The sequence below is a fragment of the Pontibacillus marinus BH030004 = DSM 16465 genome (assembly GCF_000425225.1).
In the GTDB taxonomy this organism is placed as follows: Bacteria; Bacillota; Bacilli; order Bacillales; family BH030062; genus Pontibacillus; species Pontibacillus marinus.
The window spans coordinates 202,809-223,312 of the sequence record NZ_KE384331.1 but is presented as its reverse complement, the minus strand read 5'-3'; the positions used below and the strand labels follow the sequence as shown (position 1 = coordinate 223,312).

Here is a 20,504-nt window from a genome sequence, read left to right as displayed (position 1 = left end):
TTATGATTTACCTTAGCTTTTTTTTAACCATGGTGTTATTCATCTACGGTTTGCTCAGTGTACGTGATGAAAAGAAGGGACATGTACAAAGCCGACTGGCAAAGGTAACAGGAAGCTCCGAGGCTATAGTGGGTGAGCCTGATGATGAAAAAGAAGATTTGCCCATTTCTAAGCGAATCATAGGTCCATTATGGAAATCGGTCAGACGAAATTTTCGTAAAAAGATGAAGCCTGAAAGTGACCAGAAAGAAAACAATCTTGAACTTAAGCTACTTAAGGCAGGAAATCCTTTCGGCATGACGCCTGTTGAATATCGTTTGATTCAGATCATTTTGATGGTTCTGTTACCTGTATTATTCGGTGGATACAGTGCTTTACTAGGAGGATCATTTGGTGCTGATATAACGATGGGGCTTTTCGGTGCTGGGATTGCTCTCATCTTCCCGAAAATTTATATTAACCAAAAAATAAAAGCAAGAAATGAAAAAGCACTAAAGGAACTTCCTGATGTATTAGATCTTTTAACTGTAAGTCTTGAAGCTGGCCTGGGATTTGACTCTGCATTAGGAAAATTGGTTTCCAAACAAGAGGGGGTTCTTTCGGATGAATTCCATCGTTGCTTGGAGGAAATTCGTCTGGGGCGAACTCGTAGAGAAGCGTTAACAGGTGTTAAAGAACGCCTGGAGTTGGATGAAATCAAAGTTTTAATCAGTAATATTTTGCAGGCTGAAAAACTAGGAATTGGGATGGTACAAGTTCTTCGTGTGCAATCGAATGAGGTAAGGGATCAGCGAAAACAACGAGCAGAGGAACAAGCTATGAAAGCTCCGGTCAAAATGATGTTCCCGCTAGTATTGTTCATTTTCCCAAGTCTGTTCATTGTCCTTCTTGGACCTGCTCTCATCAATTTCTTAGATGCCTTTTAAATCATAATTTTGGAAGTTCCCCTCCCCGATTCTTTACAATAGGAGTAATAAGAATCGAGGAGGATTTTTTTTATGGATTTAGGGTTAAAAGGAAAGCGAGTTGTTGTACTGGCATCAAGCAAAGGAATTGGACAGGCGATTGCGAAGGAGTTTGTACGTGAGGGAGCGGAAGTGCTCATCACGAGCCGTGATCCAGAACATTTACTTGAAGCAGCTCAGGAAATCAAGCGTGAAATTGGGGGAGATGTTCCAGGACCTCATACAGAGGTGTGCGATATAACAAAAGAGGAGGATCTTAAGTCATTATTCGAAGGAGCAATCGATAAGCTAGGTGGCATTGATGTGTTAATTAACAATGCTGGTGGTCCCCCAGCTGGTTCGTTTATGGATTTTGAGGATGAAGATTGGCAAAAAGCTTTCGAGTTAAATTTATTGAGTTTCATTCGGGCAACACGTTACGTACTTCCTCATATGAAAGAGGCAGGAGAGGGCAGAATCTTAAATATTGCCTCCTCTTCGATCAAAGAGCCGATTGATGGCCTGATCCTTTCGAATACGTTCAGAAATGGGATTGTTGGATTATCAAAATCACTAGCTCGTGAGTATGCAGGAGAAAACATTCTAGTGAATACATTAGGTCCAGGGCGAATTAGTACAGATCGTGTGGAAGAATTAGATCAGGTACAGGCGAAGCGAAGAGGATTAAGTCCTGAAGAAGTGAAAGCTGAGCATGAGACACGCATCCCAGCAGGGCGTTATGGAACTCCTGATGAATTTGCTAGAACTGCTGTGTTTTTAGCTTCTTTTGCTAATACGTATGTGACCGGGCAGTCTTTTGTTGTGGATGGAGGAGCGGTGAAGGCTTTATAAGCCGACCCGAGCGAAAACGTCGTCGACCCGAGCGAAAACGTCGCCGACCCGAGCAAAAGCAGCGGCAACCCGAGCGAAAGCAGCGTCGACCCGAGCGAAAACGTCGTCGACCCGAGCGAAAACGTCGTCGACCCGAGCGAAAACGTCGCCGACCCGAGCGAAAGCAGCGGCAACCCGAGCGAAAGCAGCGTCGACCCGAGCGAAAAGAGCGCCGCCCCGAGCGAAAGCAGCGTCGCCCCGAGCGAAAGCAGTGCCGACCCGAGCGAAAGCAGCGGCAACCCGAGCGAAAAGAGCGTCGCCCCGAGCGAAAGCAGCGTCGCCCCGAGCGAAAGCAGCGCTGACCCGAGCAAAAGCAGCGTCGACCCGAGCGAAAGCAGCGCCAACCCGAGCGAAAGCAGCGCTGACCCGAGCGAAAGCAGCGGCAACCCGAGCGAAAGCAGCGCTGACCCGAGCGAAAGCAGCGGCAACCCGAGCGAAAAGAGCGCCGACCCGAGCGAAAAGAGCGCCAACCCGAGCAAAAGCGTCCCAACACCCGAAACTCTCAAATAATAAAAACCCTGCCACCTGGCAGGGTTTTTAAAATTAGCTCAATACTTCTTTAATATGTCCAATCGCCCAATCCAGGTCCTCTTGATCAATCACAAGTGGTGGAGCGAAGCGTATTACATTTTCATGTGTTTCTTTACAAAGAAGTCCTTTTGCTTTTAACTCTTCGCAGTACTTACGAGCAGGTTCTTTCATCTCAACACCGATGAACAAGCCCTTGCCGCGCACTTCTTTGATCTTTGGATTATCGATTTTTTGAAGTTCTTTTTTCATATACTCACCAAGTTCTAGTGAACGAGTTGCAAGTTTTTCTTCTTCAAGAACCTCTAACGAAGCCACAGATACAGCACATGCTAGCGGGTTTCCGCCAAATGTTGAACCGTGGGACCCTGGGTTAAATACGCCTAGGATATCTTTGTTCGCTACAATACAAGAGATTGGGAAAACACCGCCGCCTAGTGCTTTACCTAGGATGAGGATATCTGGTGAAACATTTTCCCAATCACAAGCAAACATTTTACCACTACGGCCTAGGCCTGCTTGGATCTCATCTGCAATGTAAAGAACATTGTTTTCATGGCAAATATCATAAGCTTCTTTTAAGAATCCTTCAGGTGGCATAACAATACCAGCTTCACCCTGAATCGGTTCAAAAATGAAGGCTGCTGTATTCTTTGTAATCGCATTGCGTAAAGCATCAGCATCACCATAAGGAACAATTTTAATATTCGGAAGCATTGGACCGAAACCGCGTTTATATTCTGCTTCAGAAGATAAAGAAACCGCTGTCATTGTTCTGCCATGGAAGTTACCTGTGCAAGCGATGATCTCAGCTTGATCTTCTTCAACACCTTTTACATCATATGACCAACGACGAGCTGCTTTAATCGCTGTTTCAACAGCCTCAGCGCCTGTGTTCATGGGTAGAGCCATTTCCTTGTTCGTTAGCTTACATATTTTTTCATACCAAGGTCCAAGTTGATCATTATGGAAAGCACGAGAGGTCAGTGTGACGCGCTCTGCTTGATCATTTAGCGCTTTGATAATCTTCGGATGACGGTGTCCTTGGTTCACCGCAGAATAGGCACTTAACATATCCATGTAACGATTGCCTTCTGGATCCTCAACCCATACACCTTCTGCTTTCGCAACAACGATTGGCAGTGGGTGATAGTTTTTCGCACCGTACTCCTGGGTTTGTTCAATAATTTCTTCACTCGATTGTGTACGTGTCATTGTATCCCCTCCTAGTTAATAAGATGACTCCAATAGTGTCATTATAACAGTTTTTCTGAATTATTTGGTTATTGGACTGTGAGGATAGTAAACATTCGCTTCAAAAGCTAATTTTTGATATGATGATAGGGCTAGCTTGTACGTTTATGTTAAGGAGGAAAAAGGATGACACACTTACATATCACATCGTGGGTGCTTGCGTTAATCCTACTCGGCGTAGCTGTGTGGCTATACCGTTTTGGAAAAGCAAAACCAGGCAAAATTGTTCACATGATTTTGCGTTTGGACTTTTTATTAATCTTGTATTCTGGCGGAAGCTTAATTGGAAATTACTTTGAAGGTATTAGCGGATTTACAGGTGAGTTAATCATTAAAGTAATCGCTGGTATATGGACAATTGCAGCGATTGAAATGATCGCTAACAAAGCGAAAAAACGCCAACCAGCTCGTACGTGGTGGATCCAATTCTTCATCGCTTTCATTATCGCGGTGGTACTTGGATTTGGGCGCTTACCATTAGGAATTATGTAATCTTAAAAACTGTTCTTCTCATAACGAGAGGAGCAGTTTTTTTATTATTACAGAAAAAGACTGCACTCACCTTGGCAGCTAGGTAAGTGCAGTCTTTCTTATAAAAAAAAGGGGGGTAAGTAAGTTTCGATATATTCATTATAATGAAATTGAGAATCATTTTCAAGTGTGAGTAATAATTTTTCTCAACTTTTTAAGATGAAACGAATTTCTCAATGTGCTAATAAACGGTTTTCTTTTTCACATCTTTCTCATCTAGGCATATGTATGAAAAGAGATGCATCACGAGTTGTAGAAAGGGTGAGTTTCAATGTGTGGGATTAGCGGATGGGTCGACTATCAAAAAGACCTTAGGCAGTATGAGCAGATTGTGGAAGATATGGCTAAAACGCTTCACTATAGAGGACCGGACGAATCGAACTCCTGGATAAAGCCTCATGTAGCCTTTGGACATCAAAGATTGGTCGTAGTAGATCCTGATGGTGGTCATCAACCGATGACATTCCAATTCGGAAACGATTCTTATACGATATGCTATAACGGCGAACTTTATAATACAGAAGACATACGAAAGAAGCTAGATCGACTGGGTTGGAGGTTTCAGTCTCATTCAGATACAGAAGTTTTGTTGAAGAGTTATATGCAATGGAAAGATAAATGTGTAGATCATTTAAATGGAATTTTCGCTTTTGCGATTTGGGATGGAAGAGACCAGTCGCTTTTCTTAGCACGAGATCGTTTAGGTGTTAAGCCTTTATTTTATACAGAAAATGCAGGAGGACTTCTGTTTGGATCTGAGTTAAAGGCGTTACTTGCCCATCCGGATGTGAAGCCTATCCTGGATAAGGATGGACTAAGTGAAATTCTAGCCTTAGGGCCATCTCGTACGCCTGGGCATGGCGTTTTTAAGGGTGTAAAAGAAATCCGACCAGGCCACCGCGCTCGCTACGACAAAAATGGATTAAACATCGAACGGTACTGGAACGTAGAAAGTAAGCCGCACACGGAAAATGTAGAAGAAACAGCAGCAAAAATTCGAGAGCTTTTTCAAGATGCCGTAACAAGGCAGCTTGTTTCGGATGTTCCGGTTGGGACCTTCTTATCAGGAGGGGTAGATTCAAGCGCCATCACAGCCATAGCGGCAGATCATATGAAGAAAGAAGGAAGAGATACTCTCAAAACATACTCGATTGATTATGAAGATAATCAAAAATATTTTAAATCGAATACATTCCAACCAAATAGTGATGAAGCTTTCATAGAGCTTGTTTCAAATCGTAATGGTACAGATCATAAAAATTGTGTATTAAATAATGAAGTACTCGCTGATTACTTAAAAGAAGCAGTAGATATGCGGGATTTACCAGGGATGGCGGACATTGATTCTTCCTTACTCTGGTTTTGCCGCGAAGTCAAAAAAGATATCACGGTAGCGCTATCTGGAGAATGTGCAGATGAGATTTTTGGAGGCTATCCATGGTTTTACCGTGAAGATGAACTTGCACGAGAAGGGTTCCCGTGGATTCGCTCATCTCAAGTTCGTCAAGGGCTGCTCAAGCAAGAGTGGCAAGAAAAACTAGATCTCCAAGGGTATATGATGGATCGTTATCATGAAACGATTGAGGAAACGCCACAACTTGAAGGGGAAGATAAAGAAGAAAAGCAACGTCGCCAGTTATTTTATCTGAATATGCTATGGTTTATGACAACGCTTTTAGATAGGAAAGACCGCATGAGCATGGGCGCTAGCTTAGAAGTACGTGTTCCTTTTAGTGACCATCGACTTGTAGAATACGTTTGGAACATTCCATGGGATATGAAGCGTTACGGGGACAGAGAAAAAGGGATTTTGCGAAAAGCGTTAGAGGGTACTTTGCCAGATGATGTGCTGTATCGTAAAAAAAGCCCTTATCCAAAAACGCATAACCCAGTTTATACAAAAGCCGTTGTTAGCTGGATGCACGAAATTCTAGATGATCCGAAAGCGCCGCTTTTCCAACTGTTTGATCGAGGCCGTATTCGGGACCTTGTTGAAAGTGAAGGAAAGGACATTGATGCACCATGGTTCGGCCAGCTAATGACGGGACCACAGCTTTTAGCCCATTTAGCTCAAATTAATTATTGGCTACAGAAATATAAAGTTAAAATTGAAGTCTGATATAACAAAGGTCTGAACCTCCCGAGAGAGGATCAGACCTTTTACTATTACTCGGATAACGTAGAAATAATCTGTTTAAACTGCTGTTCAGACAACCCTTTTGACTTAATCGCATAATGAGCTGTCGTTTCCTCTTCTACAAAGCGCTCAGGAATGAATTGAAAGTTTAATACTTTGAAATCCTCTTTCTTTGTAAGCTTTCCAACAAAAGAACCGATTTTTTGATACGGCTCTAAATCGATTTCAAGTTCTTCATCGAAATCATCGTTGATGTATTTGTAAATATGCTCGTTTACATCTCTGACATTGTTGTGATCAACATAGATATCGACTGCTTTTTCTCCATCCTCACTCTGGTAGGATAAGAAAAGAGATCCATTAATAAAATAAGAGTCCGAAGCATTTAACGTAAAGCCTTCAGGTAAATAAGTTGGTGTGAAAATCGGAATGTCTAACTGACTTTTTGCATGGGATACGGGATCTGCTGTTGTAGCGCCTGCACTACAACCCGCGATTACGAGAATGGTCATGATGCTTGTAAGAAATAGAGTAAATGTACGTTTCATATAGAAGTGCCTCCCTGCCAATGATTTATTTATAGGTTTTGAAAAAAATATGAAAACCATACGTAGGAATCAAAAGCAACTTTTGGTAATTATCTTCTATTAGTATAAACGAAATAGGGACAAGACATAAAGGGAAATATCTGTAATCGTTATCAATTCCTAGTCCTATTAAACAAATCGTTTATCAGTCCATTTCTTCCCGCGCCAACGATTGATCATAATCAACCCACGTAACCACTCATCCGCAATAAACCCTATCCAAATTCCAACTAAACCCAGACCCAGAAAGAGGCCAAAGAACCAAGCGAATGTGACAGAGATGCCCCACATAGATAAAATCCCAACAATCACAGGAAATTTAACATCACCAGCTCCGCGAAGAGAGTGAATGACTACCAGATTTGTGGCACGTCCTGGTTCAAGCAACACCGTCATCAGTAGTAAAACAGAACCCTGTTCGATAATGCTCACATTATTCGTAAACAATCCTAGTAAAAAGTCACTTCCCGCATAAACCACAAGTGCCATAGAAACTGAAATAATAATAGCGATCTTCGTACTTCTTAAACATCTTGAAAAAGCCGATTCAATTTTGTCTGCTCCCATATAATGGCCAATTAAAATTTGTGTGCCTTGGGCAATGGCAATGGCTGCAAGGAAGATGAACATCATAATGTTTTGTGCATAGACTTTCGTTGTAATCGCTGTGGTACCCATTTGGGCTATAAAATATGTGATCGCCATTTGACTAGCATTATAGGATAATTGTTCACCAGCAGAAGGCACACCGATCTGTAACAGATTGCGAATGTGTTCTTTTTGATAACGGAAAAATGCTTGTAAAGGAAGTACCACTTCTTTACGTCGTACTAATAAAATAACCAATGCAAATAAGCCAAGCGTTCTGCTACCGGCTGTTGAGATTGCAACACCCTGAACACCTAGTGAAGGGAACCCCATTGGACCAAAAATAAAGAGGTAGTTTCCGATCACATTTAAGATGTTCATTCCAATCGTGACGTACATGGCATCCTTGGTAAATCCATAGTTTCGTAGAATCTGTCCAGCCGTCATAATGAGTGCCTGAACGAACATAAATCCACCAACGATATTCAGGTAGAGTCCAGATTCACTCATGAGTTCATTTGGCAGGTCCATAATATTCAAAATCTGTTGAGAGAACAGCACTAAGCCAATGCTCATGACTAGGGAGAACAAAAGGTTAAGAGAAAGGGAGCTCATTGCAATCGTGCCCGCCTGTTCATCTCGATTTGCGCCTAGATTTTGAGCCACAAGAATACCAGCTCCTGTCGCCACAAAACCGAACATCACAATCACAACAGATAAAATCTGATTGGATACGCCCACGGCAGCTACCGCATCATCCGAATACTGACTTAGCATGAGTGTATCCGCATTTCCCATGAGCATGTGTAACAATATCTCGATGAAAATCGGCCAGGTTAAAGAAAATAGCGTTAGTTTTTTTGTTGTATCAGCTTTTGATTCGCCCATGGGATCCCCTCTTTATAATAAAATCCTACCACTGTATGGCAGGATTTTATTTTATCTTATTGGATGTAATAAACCTTTGCTTCATAAGGGTTTAGTTTTATGTTTTCATTAGGATTCAATTCTACAATTTCTTCAGTAAGCAGTTCTTTTGCTTGATAGGTTTCAGCATATGGAAGCCCTTGTGTTACATGATGTTCAGAATTATTAATGACGAATAAAAGCTTCTGTCGATCATTAGCTTTCTCATACATAATTGAATTTGTTGCATCATCTGTTTTGATGAAACGGAAGGCACCATCATTACTAAAAGCAGGAATTTCTTTTCTCAAGGTCAAAAGCTTCTGGACATGTGAGAATAAATCAAGATCTTGTTCTTCTTTATCCCATACCATACATTTACGACAGCCAGGATCACCTAAACCTGTCATACCAACTTCATCTCCATAATAGATACATGGTGTTCCGATAAAGGATAGTTGGAAGAGATAGATCAGTTTGACAACGTCCTTATTCTCATTAGCAATTGATAGAATTCTTGATGTGTCGTGACTATCTAATAAATTAAAGGATACTTCATTCACGTTTTCCGGATATAATTGAAGTACGTTTGTGATCTTATTTGAAAAATCCGTAGCAGATATGTTTTGTTCAGCAAAGAATTGTAGAACACCGCTCGTGAATGGATAATTCATTACTGCATCAAATTGATCTCCTTGTAACCAAGGCATGGAGTCATGCCAAATCTCTCCTAAAATGTAAGTATCCTCTTTTGCATCTTTCACTACTTTTCTAAATTCTCTCCAAAAAGCATGATCAACCTCATTTGCAACATCTAGTCTCCAACCATCTATATCAAATTCCTCAATCCAGTACCTTCCTACATCTAGAAGGTATTTTCGAACTTCAGGATGCTCAGTATTTAATTTCGGCATTGATGGGACATACGCAAAGGTATCATAACTAGGAATCGGTTCCTCTTGAATTGGAAATTCTCTCACATGGAACCAATCCTTATATTTAGACTGTTCACCATGCTTCAATAGGTCTTGAAATGGTTCAAAGTAATAACCGCTGTGGTTGAATACTGCATCGAGCATAACGCGGATACCACGGTTGTGACACTCCTTAACTAACCTACGGAATGTTTCTTTATCACCAAATTGTGGGTCGATCTCCATATAATCGATCGTATCGTATTTATGGTTAGATCGTGCTTTGAAAATAGGAGTGAAATAGATTCCATTTACACCTAAGTCAACAAGATAATCGAGGTTTTGAATAACACCTTCAAAATCGCCTCCAAAGAAATTATCCGGTTCAGGTTCAGTACTTGCCCAAGGCACAACTCCCTCAGGGTTTATTGACGGATCTCCATTAGCAAAACGCTCCGGGAAAATCTGATACCAAACAGTGTCTCTTACCCAATCAGGAGCATCAAAAACATCTATTGGGTTTAAGAAAGGAAAACTAAAGTGATCGTTCGTTTCTCCTGGAGGTTCTTCGAAGTATCCTTTTTCAGTAAAGTACACAGTTTCTGTTTCGTCTGTTAATTCAAAACCATATCGAAGCCGGCGGTGAGGAGGTTTGATGGCGATAAACCAGTAATCAAAGAGTGAGTCACTCCCGCTTTTCTCCATATCATCTAGTTGATATTGCCAACCATCTTCTGTCCAGTAATACGGATCTCCATGTTGTAGACGTACGTGAGTTAGGTCATCTTTTTTTGTACGGATTCTTATATGTACAGTTTCCTTATCATAGGCGTAGGCAAAGTTGTTTTTAGGCCGATGATAGATCGCTTCCTTTAACATAATATCTCCTCCTTAATTTGAGCAAACGTTTGCGCTTTTTTGTTCATTTCATAATGTCATGTAAGAACTAGGAATACATAAAAGGTATATATCACGAGATTAGAGCAAGCGTTTTCAAGTGTCAATTAAAAATCTATGAAATTACTTTATAAGTACTGTGATTTCATATAATAAAGGGACTAAAAATAAATTTTTGAAAGCGCTTAAAAAATTATTGCTAAAATTCAAAACTCATGTATAATGCTAATTAAGAAGTTGTGCAAACGTTTTCCTAAATTGATTTCATTTCATCATGACATACTTGCTTTTGACGTTTGTACATAAATTTATTTTTCAGGAGGGGTCAAGCATGAAAAAGGTTTTTGCACTTTTCATGATGTTGGTTTTGGCTCTAGGTGTTCTTGCAGCATGTGCACCTGAACGACCAACTAACGAGGAATCAGAAGGAAACAGTGAGGGTTCTTCAAATGAAGGCACTGAAGGAGAAGCAAGTTCTGAAAAACCAGAGAAGCTAGTAATCTGGGAAGACAAAGAAAAAGGTGTTGGTCTTGATCCAGCAATTAAGAGTTTCGAAGAGGAATATGGAATAAAAGTAGAGTATAAAGAAATGGATATGGCTACTGAAATTCGTGAAAATCTTCGGTTAGATGGACCAGCGGGAAGCGGACCGGACGTACTAACATTACCTCATGATCAAATTGGTCAGGTTGTAACAGAGGGGTTAATCGCACCACTTGAAACAAGTGATGAGGTTATTAACCGTTACACAGAATCTTCTATACTAGCAGAAACATATGATGGTACATTATACGGTCTACCAAAAGCGACTGAAACACCAATCTTTATCTATAATAAAGATTTAATGGAGGAACCACCAGAAAACTTTGAAGACCTTTATAAGTTCTCTCAAGATTTTGGTGGAGAAAAAGAATATGGTTTCCTTGCTCTATGGGATAACTATTACTTTGCTCATGCTGTTATTGGTGGATTTGGTGGCTATGTATTTGAAAACAATGACGGAGCACTTGATCCAAGTAAAATCGGTTTAAATAACGAAGGTGCTATCAAAGGTGCCAAGTATATTGAAAAGTGGTATGACAACGTTTTCCCAAGTGGAATTGTTGGCGAAAGTGGTGGATCTACAAAAGGTGCACTATTTGAAGAAGGTAAGGTAGCTTCACAGCAAGATGGACCATGGGCTTTCCAGGGTCTTACTGATAAAGGCATTAACTATGGTGTAGCACCAATGCCTAAATTACCAAATGGTGAATACCCTACAACATTCATGGGGGTAAAAGGTTGGCATGTAAGTTCATTCTCTGACAATAAAGAGTGGGCAACAAAACTTGTTGAATGGATTGCGAATGAAGAAAATGCAAAGATTCGCTTTAAGGAAACAGCTGAAATTCCACCAGTTAAATCTTTAATTGAAGATCCAATTATTGCAGAGGATCCAAAAGCGAAAGCAGTAGCTGTTCAATCCTCTCGCGCAACACCAATGCCTAACATTCCAGAGATGGCTGAGGTTTGGGGACCAATGGCACAGGCTCTTCAGCTTGTCGCAACAGATAAGGCAGAACCAGAAGAAGCTTTAAATAACGCTGTTGAAACCATTAAAGCTAACATTGAAGCAAATCACTCTGAATAAATGATAATTGTATAAGCGGTACCTCTCCTAAAGAGGTGCTGCTTATTCCATCATGGATGCTAGAAAGGAGATTCCCATATGGAACCGAACATCCAAACAGGTTATGAATCAGAAAAACCTGCATCCAAACACCGCAAACTAGCCTTGGGTTTATCCGTGATACCAGGAGTTGGACAATTCTATAATCGTCAAATATTAAAAGGACTAATCTTTTTAATTTTATGCGGTGCATTTATTGTTGCATTTGCAGATATGATTAGTCTTGGGTTATGGGGATTGGTTACCTTAGGTACTGATGTGAAATATGACCACTCGATATTTTTACTCGTTAAAGGGATTATTTCATTACTCGTTATTTTGTTAGGGGTTTTCGTGTATGCCTATAATCTTTATGATGCTTATCAGAACGGAAAGAAACGGGATTTAGGGAATAAGCTGAATTCAGTTAGAGAGCAATACCGTACATTAGTAGATAGTGGATTCCCTTATCTAATGATCTCCCCTGGGTTTTTCTTACTTTTGTTTGTTGTAATTTTCCCTATTATATTCGTAGTTTTACTTTCTTTTACAAACTATGATTTATATCATTCACCTCCTGCGAAATTGGTTGATTGGATTGGGATTCAAAACTATATTGATATTTTTAAGCTTGATATTTGGAGACAAACGTTCTTCAGTGTATTATCTTGGACAATCATTTGGACGTTTGTTGCAACAACATTACAAGTTGCACTTGGAGTATTCTTAGCAGTATTAGTCAATCAGAAAGATTTAATGTTTAAGAAAACCATTCGTACAGTTTTTATTTTACCTTGGGCTATACCAGCATTCGTTTCCATTCTTGTATTCGCAGGTATGTTCAATGAAACGGTTGGTACGATTAATGAAGACATTTTATCGGCATTCGGTATGAATATTCATTGGATGACAGATCCGTTTTGGACTCGTTTTGCACTTATCTTAATTCAAGGATGGCTTGGATTCCCATTCGTATTTGCTATGACAACCGGGGTTCTGCAATCGATTCCAGATGAACTGTATGAAGCCGCAGATGTGGATGGTGCAAGCATTTTCCAAAAATTCAAATCAATTACGTTACCGTTAATTCTTTATGCGACAGCACCTATTTTGATTACTCAATATACGTTTAACTTTAATAACTTTAATGTAATCTTCTTGTTTAATGGTGGGGGTCCTGCTGTACCGAACCAAAATGCAGGAGGGACAGACATATTGATATCGTGGATTTACGAACTGACCATGACAAGTGCTCAGTATGGAAAAGCAGCTGCCATAACGATGATGCTTTCATTAATTGTAATATCAGTAGCCATTTGGCAGTTTAGAAAAACAAGGTCATTCCAAGAAGAGGATATGATGTAATATGAAGAATCAAAAAATCTTAAAATTAACCCTATCTTATTCTTTTATTCTAATTATGTTTGCAGTGATTTTGTACCCGGTTATTTGGATCGTTGGCTCGTCCTTTAACCCAGGAGATAGTCTATCAAGCTCTAAACTTATACCAGAAAATGCTTCTCTTGTTCACTATAAGAGTCTCTTTAACCTAGAAGAGAGTGACTATCTGTTATGGTACTGGAACACGTTGAAAATTTGTTCCATTACTATGGTTTTGTCTGTGACAATGGTTTGCTTAACTGGATATAGCTTTTCTCGTTATCGCTTTGTAGGAAGAAAAAATGGTTTGTTAACATTTTTAATTCTACAAATGATCCCAAACTTCGCCGCTTTAATTGCAATCTATGTATTAGCATTAACTACAGGTTTATTAGATACACATTTTGCTCTGATATTGGTTTATACAGGCGGAGCGATTCCGATGAACACTTGGCTTATGAAAGGGTATATTGATTCCATCCCAAGAGAGTTGGATGAGTCAGCTCGAATGGATGGAGCAGGACACTTCAGAATTTTTATTCAGATCGTTATGCCTTTAGCCAAACCAATAGTAGCTGTAGTTTCGTTATTTACATTTATCACGCCTTTTACAGATTTTATTTTGGCGCGAGTGTTATTAAGATCTGAAGAGAAATTTACATTAGCAGTAGGTCTTTATGATTTAATAGCAGATCAATTTGGAAATGAATTTACGAAATTCGCAGCAGGTTCAGTATTAATTGCAATACCTATTTCAATTCTGTTCTTATCCTTGCAGAAATACTTCGTTTCTGGTTTGACGGCAGGCGGTACAAAAGGATAATCTTAATGGCGTATGAAATTGTTTACATTGGAGGAGCGGAAAATGAAAATCAGAGTGTTGTGTACGCTTATCATGATTCCGTTTCTTCTTTTTTACGCCTTTCCACAAACAGGATCTGCTGAAAAAGAAGAAGGAAACTGGCAAGATGAGTCAATCTATTTTGTAATGGTGGATCGTTTCTACAACGGAAACCAAGATAATGATTATGAAGTCAATACAAAGGACCCTAAAGCCTACCATGGTGGTGATCTTCAAGGGGTTATTGAAAAGCTAGATTACATTAAGGAGTTAGGTTTTTCTGCAATCTGGCTTACCCCTATCATGGAGAACCAGCCAAGGGGTTATCACGGGTATTGGATAACCGATTTCAAAAAAGTAGAAGAACACTTCGGCACGATGGCTGATGCCAAGAAGCTTGTTAAGGAAGCTCACAAGCGCGATATGAAAGTAATTTTTGACTTTGTTGTGAACCATACAGGTCAAGAACATCCATGGGTAGATGATCCTGAGAAGAAAAATTGGTTTCATGAAGAGTCCATGATTATGGGGAATAGTCAGACACAGCTTGAAGAAGGCTGGATTTATGGGTTACCTGACTTAAAACAAGAAAATCCAGAAGTAAAGCAGTACTTTATGGATGTTGCGGAATACTGGATTAAAGAGACGGGTGTTGATGGTTTCCGTTTAGATACAGTGAAGCACGTCCCGAAATCCTTTTGGGAAGATTTTAGTGATCATGTAAAAAGTATAGATGAAGATTTCTTCCTTTTAGGAGAGGTTTGGAGTGAAGATCCAAGCTACTTGGCAGAATACCAAAAAATCGGTATCGATTCTTTAGTGGATTATCCATTTTTCAATGCAGCAACTAAAGTGTTTCAAAAGTCAGGTGTTGATCTGGATCCGTTAAATAGAGCGTGGAAACGAAATAAAGCATTTTATGAAAACCCTGGCTCACTCGGCACATTCTTAGATAACCATGACAATAAACGCTTTACTCGATTAGCTTTTAACAATAATCAAAACCCCATCACACGATGGAAACTAGCTTTAACGTATATGTACGGTGCCCCAGGCATTCCAATTGTCTATTATGGAAGTGAAATCCCTATGGATGGTGGGGAAGACCCAGATAACCGTCGCATGATGAACTTCAAGGCTGGGGATACAGAATTGAAGCAATACATGGAGCAGCTTTCCGCGATACGTAGTAAGTTTCCAGCATTAACAAAAGGAAGCTTTGAACAAGTCGTAAGTGATGGAGCTTTTGGAGTATTTAAACGTACTTATAAGGATGAAACAGTTTATCTGGTCATCAATAATTCAGAAGAAACGAAGGTTGCTCACCTTAAAGATATTCCTGAAGGCAAGCAATTACGTGGATTAATCCATGATAACGTAGCCCGAAAAGATGGCAATGGTGAGGTCAAAGTTGCAATAGATCGTGAAATGGCTGATATCTTTATTCAAGAAGAAGAGCAAGGGATTAACTTCTTATTTATCGGTGCCATGGTCGTTATCATTGGAGGATTTGTAGCCTTTGTTGCCATCGTCAGTCGCAAAAATAAACAAGAATCAACTGACTAGTATATAAAGGAGGGAATGGAATGCTTGAAGATACAAGCTTTGCAATCCACCCAGGAAACAACCAGAACCTATCCGAAACATCATATCAGGATGTTGGCAATGTCACGCACGTTGACAAAGACGAAAAAGGCTACACATTTTATTGCGAAAATGGCTATGTAACCGTAACATTCAACCGTGCAGACATCATCCGAATCGTAATGAATCAAAAAGCAATACCATCGCTGAAATCAACACCAGCAGTAATCGCACAACCTGAAACCGTCGAACAAGAGTTAAAAGAAGAATCAGACAGTTATATCATCTCGACAAGCAAGCTTGATGCTTATATTCAGAAAGCTCCTTTCCGTCTACGCATACAAGATAAAGAAGGACATATAATTGCTTCTGAACAGGAAAAAGGACTAGGATTTCAGGAAAACGGTGAAGTCATTTGCTATAAAGAAATGTTAGAACAGGACCGCTTTTATGGGTTTGGTGAGAAAACAGGCTTCCTAGATAAGCGTGGGGAATCTTACACCATGTGGAATTCCGATGTTTTCGCACCACACAATCCAGAAACAGATCCACTCTATCAGTCCATTCCATATTTTATGTCTTTAAGAGATGGACGCGCACATGGTATCTTTTTCGACAATAGCTATAAGTCTACATTTGATATGAAAACAGAGTCTGATCATTACTCTTTCCGTGCTGAGGGTGGTCAACTTGATTACTATGTGTTTATTGGACCTTCTCCTAAAGATGTAATTGAACAATATACACATGTCACAGGTCGTATGCCTTTGCCTCCAAAATGGGCAATTGGTTATCACCAGTCCCGCTATAGCTACAAGAGTGAACAAGAAGTACGTGAAGTAGCCAATGCATTTATTGAAAAGAACATTCCTGTAGATGTTTTATACTTAGACATTCATTATATGAACGAATATCGCGTGTTTACGTTTGATAAAGACCAATTCCCAACACCTGAAAACATGATTCAGGACCTAAAAAATGCAGGGATACGCGTCGTACCGATTGTAGACCCAGGAGTGAAGAAAGCTCCTGAGTATAGCATTTATCAAGAAGGTGTTCGAGAAGATCATTTTTGTAAGTATCTAGAAGGCGATATTTATACGGGAGATGTTTGGCCGGGGGAGAGCGCTTTCCCTGATTTTACAGATGAACGCACACGTAAATGGTGGGGTGAAAAACACCAATACTATGCTGATCTTGGTATCGAAGGTATCTGGAATGATATGAATGAACCAGCTGTGTTCAACGAAACAAAAACGATGGATACCAATGTGATGCACAAAAATGACGGAGATCCTCAAACACACCGTGCCCTTCATAACCTATACGGATTATTAATGGGAGAAGCGACGTATAAGGGGATGAAGGAACAACTAGGTGGTAAACGCTCATTCCTTCTAACACGTGCAGGTTATTCAGGCGTACAGCGTTATGCATCAGTTTGGACAGGAGATAACCGTAGCTTCTGGGAGCACTTACAAATGGCCCTCCCAATGTGCATGAACCTTGGTTTATCTGGAGTCGCATTCTCAGGACCAGACGTTGGTGGATTTGCTCACGACACAAATGGTGAGCTTTTGACTCGCTGGACTCAAGTAGGAGCGTTTACACCATACTTCCGTAACCACTCAGCATTGGATACTGTTCGTCAGGAACCATGGCAGTTTGGTGAAAAATATGAAGCGATTATTCGTGATTATATTCAATTACGTTATCAGTGGCTTCCACAGCTTTATTCACTTTTCCGTGAAGCCCACGAAACGGGTGTACCGGTAATGCGTCCATTAATGCTTGAGTATCCACATGATGAGAAGACGTACCAGCTTTACGATGAGTTCATGATTGGGGATAACACGTTAATTGCTCCAATTATGCATCCAGAAGTAACGGATCGCGCTGTGTACTTCCCAGAAGGCACATGGGTGGATTACTTCACAGGTGAGGAATATAGCGGCAAACAAACGCATTTAATTCATGCTGAGTTAGATAAATTACCAATGTTCATCAAGAAAGGGTCTTTTGTGGCGCTAAGTCCAGTAAGACAATCGACGATGCACAAGCAAGACAGTCTCATCTTCCACGTATATGCAAACGATGAAGGTGAATACAAAACTGTTTTCTATGATGATGATGGGGAAACGTATCAATATGAGGGAGACGACTCTATGAAACTCCCGGTAACGATCTCCTCAACTCCAGACGAAGTGAGCATCACGTTTGGTGAAAAACAAGGTGGATTCAATCCATCCTATCAAAATGTAGACGTGTACGTGCACGGTTTACAAGACAATCAGACAATTACATTGAATGGTGAAAAGGTTTCTGGAGAGCGTTCAGATCAAGGTGTTCACTTCCAGGCGAAACTATAATCTCTTCGCTGTTCGTCGTTAAAGGGTGAAGAATAATGGGGATTACAATCAAGGATGTAGCAAAAGCAGCAAACGTTGCACCCTCAACCGTATCAAGGGTTATTGCTAACAATTCAAGAATAAGTGAAAACACAAAAAAGCGCGTTCGAAAAGCGATGAAGGATTTAGGGTATCATCCAAACGTCAATGCGAGAAACCTAGCGAATAAATCGACTCAGGCTTTAGGCATCGTCATGAAATCTTCTACAGATAAGGCGTTACAAAACCCTTTCTTCTCAGAAGTCCTTCGTGGGATTAGTGCCATCGCCCATGAGGAGGAGCATTCTCTATTTATCTCCACGGGTGAAACAGAGAATGAAATCTATGAAAGTGTGGAACGTATGGTCTATGGGAACCAAGTAGACGGTATCATTCTATTATACTCCCAGGTAAACGACCCAGTTTCAGACTTCTTAATCGAAAAAGACTTCCCGTTTGTTCTCATCGGCAAGCCTTACAATCAAGTAGACAGTATTACACATGTGGATAATGATAACGTCACAGCAGCTGTGGATATTACGAATCACCTGATTGAACAGGGTCACGAACGTATTGCCTTTATCGGAGGTGACACGGATCTCGTGGTGACATTAGACCGTATGAGAGGCTATGAACTCGCACTTGAAAAAGCAGGACTACCAATCAAGGATGAATATCATATCCACCAGGAGTTTCTGAAATCAGGTGGGCGAGAAGCCGTTCATCAACTGTTCCAACTCGATGAACCACCAACAGGTCTGGTCATTGTCGATGATCTGATGAGCATTGGTGTAATGACCATGCTTGAAGAACTAGGCTATCAGGTCCCACAAGATGTTTCGATCGTAAGCTTTAACAACGTGTATTTATCCGAAATATCCCGACCACCCCTAACGACAGTAGATGTAAATATTCACGGCCTAGGCTGCCAGGCAGCAAAATGCGTCATTGAAAAAGTGAACAATGTTGACGAACCAGCCAAACGCATCATTGTTCCATATGATATCAAGAAAAGACAATCCACAAGGGAAGCGAAAAACGCTCCCTTGTCCGAATGATTACCCCCTAATCATTATATATATGAGAAGCCCCTCTTTGGTTGGAGGGGCTTTTTTTGTTGGGGAGATGCTGCGATGTTGCGTACCGCCTGAATATGGGGGAGATCGCCTGAATCTTACGCTAGAGCGCCTGGATATTGGAGTTAGCCGCCTGAATAAGGGGGTGGTGCGCCTGATTCGATTTTCGGACCGCCTGAAAAGGCTTCAGGAGCGCCCGAATCCTCGATCAGAGCGCCTGTAAAAGTGCCTACTCCTTAATAAAAATCTACAAATGCCTCAAAAATTGCTCAGGATGATTCAAGAAATCCTTCGTAAGCTTCACATGCTCAAGCTCCTCATAGGATTTTCGAATAAGCTCACCGTCCTCAATCGATAAAAGCTCTGCCTCTGGTAATGCCATCAACATGGGCGAATGAGTTGCGATAATAAATTGAGATCCTTCTCGAACGGAATCCATAATCAATGAGATAAGCGAAAGCTGCTTTAATGGAGACAAAGGGGCCTCAGGCTCATCTAATATATAAAAACTATTCGGCCTTAGCCTTGCTTTGAATAGGTCTAGAAAGCTTTCCCCATGAGACCGCACATCAAGGCCATCACCATAAAGGTTATTTAGCTCACCTATTGTTCTCGCATAAGGAAGCACTTCATAGCTATGTGGGTCCTCTCTTCTAATGCGTTCAAGCTGTTGCTCTGCATCTTCTCTATACTCCGTTACCTTTTGGACATAGTTTCGAAAATCTTCCGCACGAAAAAAGAAGCCAGACTTTGTACGAGCATGCCAAGTGAGGTCAAGGTGGGGCGCTATTTTCCTAGCTGCCTGTAGTGTAGGATCCTGATCAATCATTTCTCCACCAATTAAAATGCTATCACTCTCAAAAGCCATCGATTCTAGTAGAGTTGATTTTCCGGTACCATTTTCCCCTACAAGAATGGTGATAGATTTTTCAAAAGAAAGTGTGTCGAGCTGTCGAAATAGAGATAAGGAAAAAGGAAATTCCTTTTCTTTAAATGAGGGTTGCTTGTACTGTACAGATTTTAAGTGAAGCACGGAAATCCACCTTTTACTGTTTTGAACTTACTATATCGTAAAAAATTCCTTTACACAATTTGGTGGTTTGGATATAATTAGTTCAATATATGAAAATAGCCTATGAAAAAGAGAGTAATCGTGTGGATGCTAAAGCGAGCCAGGGTTGGTGCGAGCCTGGTAGCAGAAGGATGATGAACCGGACTTTTGAGGCATGACCCTGAATGCGTAGTAGGGGCATCGGCAACTTGCCGTTATCAAGTACAAGAGCTGACCTTTCGTATGTTTATTTGCGAAGGGTAATGAGAGTGGTACCGCGGATAACAACCCGTCTCTTTTCCTGATTTTTGGGGGAAGAGGCGGGTTTTTTGTGTTTTAGTCAGGTAAGTGAGGGAGAGG

The 20,504-nt window shown here is 40.7% G+C and carries 16 protein-coding genes and 1 other annotated feature; of the genes, 10 read left to right on the top strand and 6 right to left on the bottom strand.

Features of this window, described 5'->3' with window-relative positions:
* Positions 1-2 precede the first annotated feature (2 nt).
* The gene (locus H514_RS0117630; protein ID WP_027448136.1) at positions 3-926 is read left to right on the top strand and encodes a type II secretion system F family protein; all 924 of its coding nucleotides are present in this window, start codon (positions 3-5) and stop codon (positions 924-926) included.
* 72 nt (positions 927-998) lie between these two features.
* Positions 999-1,796 carry an SDR family oxidoreductase gene (locus H514_RS0117625; RefSeq protein WP_027448135.1) on the top strand — a complete coding sequence of 266 codons (798 nt, stop codon included), beginning with the start codon at positions 999-1,001 and terminating at the stop codon, positions 1,794-1,796.
* Here H514_RS0117625 and H514_RS24085 read toward each other — a convergent pair.
* Together H514_RS24085 and H514_RS0117615 are read right to left on the bottom strand one after the other, a co-directional pair.
* Entirely contained in the window at positions 1,791-2,360 is a 570-nt protein-coding gene (locus H514_RS24085; protein ID WP_051255209.1) for a hypothetical protein, read from the bottom strand. The genes H514_RS0117625 and H514_RS24085 overlap by 6 nt on opposite strands.
* Before the next feature lie 18 nt (positions 2,361-2,378).
* Complete coding sequence (locus H514_RS0117615) at positions 2,379-3,578, bottom strand: ornithine--oxo-acid transaminase (protein WP_027448134.1); 1,200 nt, start codon at positions 3,576-3,578, stop codon at positions 2,379-2,381.
* A 165-nt stretch (positions 3,579-3,743) separates the two neighbouring features.
* On the opposite strand from H514_RS0117615, the gene H514_RS0117610 reads away from it, so the two are divergent.
* Together H514_RS0117610 and asnB are read left to right on the top strand one after the other, a co-directional pair.
* Positions 3,744-4,109: a YisL family protein gene (locus H514_RS0117610; protein WP_027448133.1), complete on the top strand. Its 366-nt coding sequence runs from the start codon at positions 3,744-3,746 to the stop codon at positions 4,107-4,109.
* Between the two features lie 310 nt (positions 4,110-4,419).
* Complete coding sequence (asnB, locus tag H514_RS0117605; protein ID WP_027448132.1) at positions 4,420-6,267, top strand: asparagine synthase (glutamine-hydrolyzing); 1,848 nt, start codon at positions 4,420-4,422, stop codon at positions 6,265-6,267.
* Between the two features lie 47 nt (positions 6,268-6,314).
* Here asnB and H514_RS0117600 read toward each other — a convergent pair whose 3' ends face one another.
* The 3 genes from H514_RS0117600 to H514_RS0117590 form a co-directional block, all read right to left on the bottom strand.
* Positions 6,315-6,833: a hypothetical protein gene (locus H514_RS0117600; RefSeq protein ID WP_027448131.1), complete on the bottom strand. Its 519-nt coding sequence runs from the start codon at positions 6,831-6,833 to the stop codon at positions 6,315-6,317.
* Between the two features lie 168 nt (positions 6,834-7,001).
* Positions 7,002-8,348 carry an MATE family efflux transporter gene (locus H514_RS0117595; protein ID WP_027448130.1) on the bottom strand — a complete coding sequence of 449 codons (1,347 nt, stop codon included), beginning with the start codon at positions 8,346-8,348 and terminating at the stop codon, positions 7,002-7,004.
* Between the two features lie 56 nt (positions 8,349-8,404).
* Positions 8,405-10,159: a glycoside hydrolase family 13 protein gene (locus tag H514_RS0117590; protein WP_027448129.1), complete on the bottom strand. Its 1,755-nt coding sequence runs from the start codon at positions 10,157-10,159 to the stop codon at positions 8,405-8,407.
* 349 nt (positions 10,160-10,508) lie between these two features.
* On the opposite strand from H514_RS0117590, the gene H514_RS0117585 reads away from it, so the two are divergent.
* The 6 genes from H514_RS0117585 to H514_RS0117560 all read left to right on the top strand — a co-directional run bounded on the left by H514_RS0117585 (position 10,509) and on the right by H514_RS0117560 (position 19,075).
* The gene (locus tag H514_RS0117585; RefSeq protein WP_027448128.1) at positions 10,509-11,807 is read left to right on the top strand and encodes an extracellular solute-binding protein; all 1,299 of its coding nucleotides are present in this window, start codon (positions 10,509-10,511) and stop codon (positions 11,805-11,807) included.
* A 90-nt stretch (positions 11,808-11,897) separates the two neighbouring features.
* Positions 11,898-13,190 (top strand): carbohydrate ABC transporter permease, encoded by a 1,293-nt coding sequence (locus H514_RS0117580; protein WP_027448127.1) that lies wholly within the window; start codon positions 11,898-11,900, stop codon positions 13,188-13,190.
* Position 13,191: 1 nt separating this feature from the next.
* The gene (locus H514_RS0117575) at positions 13,192-14,028 is read left to right on the top strand and encodes a sugar ABC transporter permease (protein WP_036843234.1); all 837 of its coding nucleotides are present in this window, start codon (positions 13,192-13,194) and stop codon (positions 14,026-14,028) included.
* A gap of 42 nt (positions 14,029-14,070) precedes the next feature.
* Entirely contained in the window at positions 14,071-15,612 is a 1,542-nt protein-coding gene (locus H514_RS0117570) for an alpha-amylase family glycosyl hydrolase (protein WP_027448125.1), read from the top strand.
* A gap of 20 nt (positions 15,613-15,632) precedes the next feature.
* Positions 15,633-17,999, top strand: coding sequence for a glycoside hydrolase family 31 protein (locus H514_RS0117565; protein ID WP_027448124.1), 2,367 nt, complete (start codon positions 15,633-15,635; stop codon positions 17,997-17,999).
* A gap of 35 nt (positions 18,000-18,034) precedes the next feature.
* Positions 18,035-19,075 (top strand): LacI family DNA-binding transcriptional regulator, encoded by a 1,041-nt coding sequence (locus H514_RS0117560; protein ID WP_027448123.1) that lies wholly within the window; start codon positions 18,035-18,037, stop codon positions 19,073-19,075.
* 265 nt (positions 19,076-19,340) lie between these two features.
* Here the strand turns inward: H514_RS0117560 and H514_RS0117555 are convergent, their stop codons facing one another.
* Positions 19,341-20,126 (bottom strand): AAA family ATPase, encoded by a 786-nt coding sequence (locus H514_RS0117555; protein ID WP_036843236.1) that lies wholly within the window; start codon positions 20,124-20,126, stop codon positions 19,341-19,343.
* Between the two features lie 93 nt (positions 20,127-20,219).
* Positions 20,220-20,444 (top strand) — a binding site (T-box leader).
* Positions 20,445-20,504 lie beyond the last annotated feature (60 nt).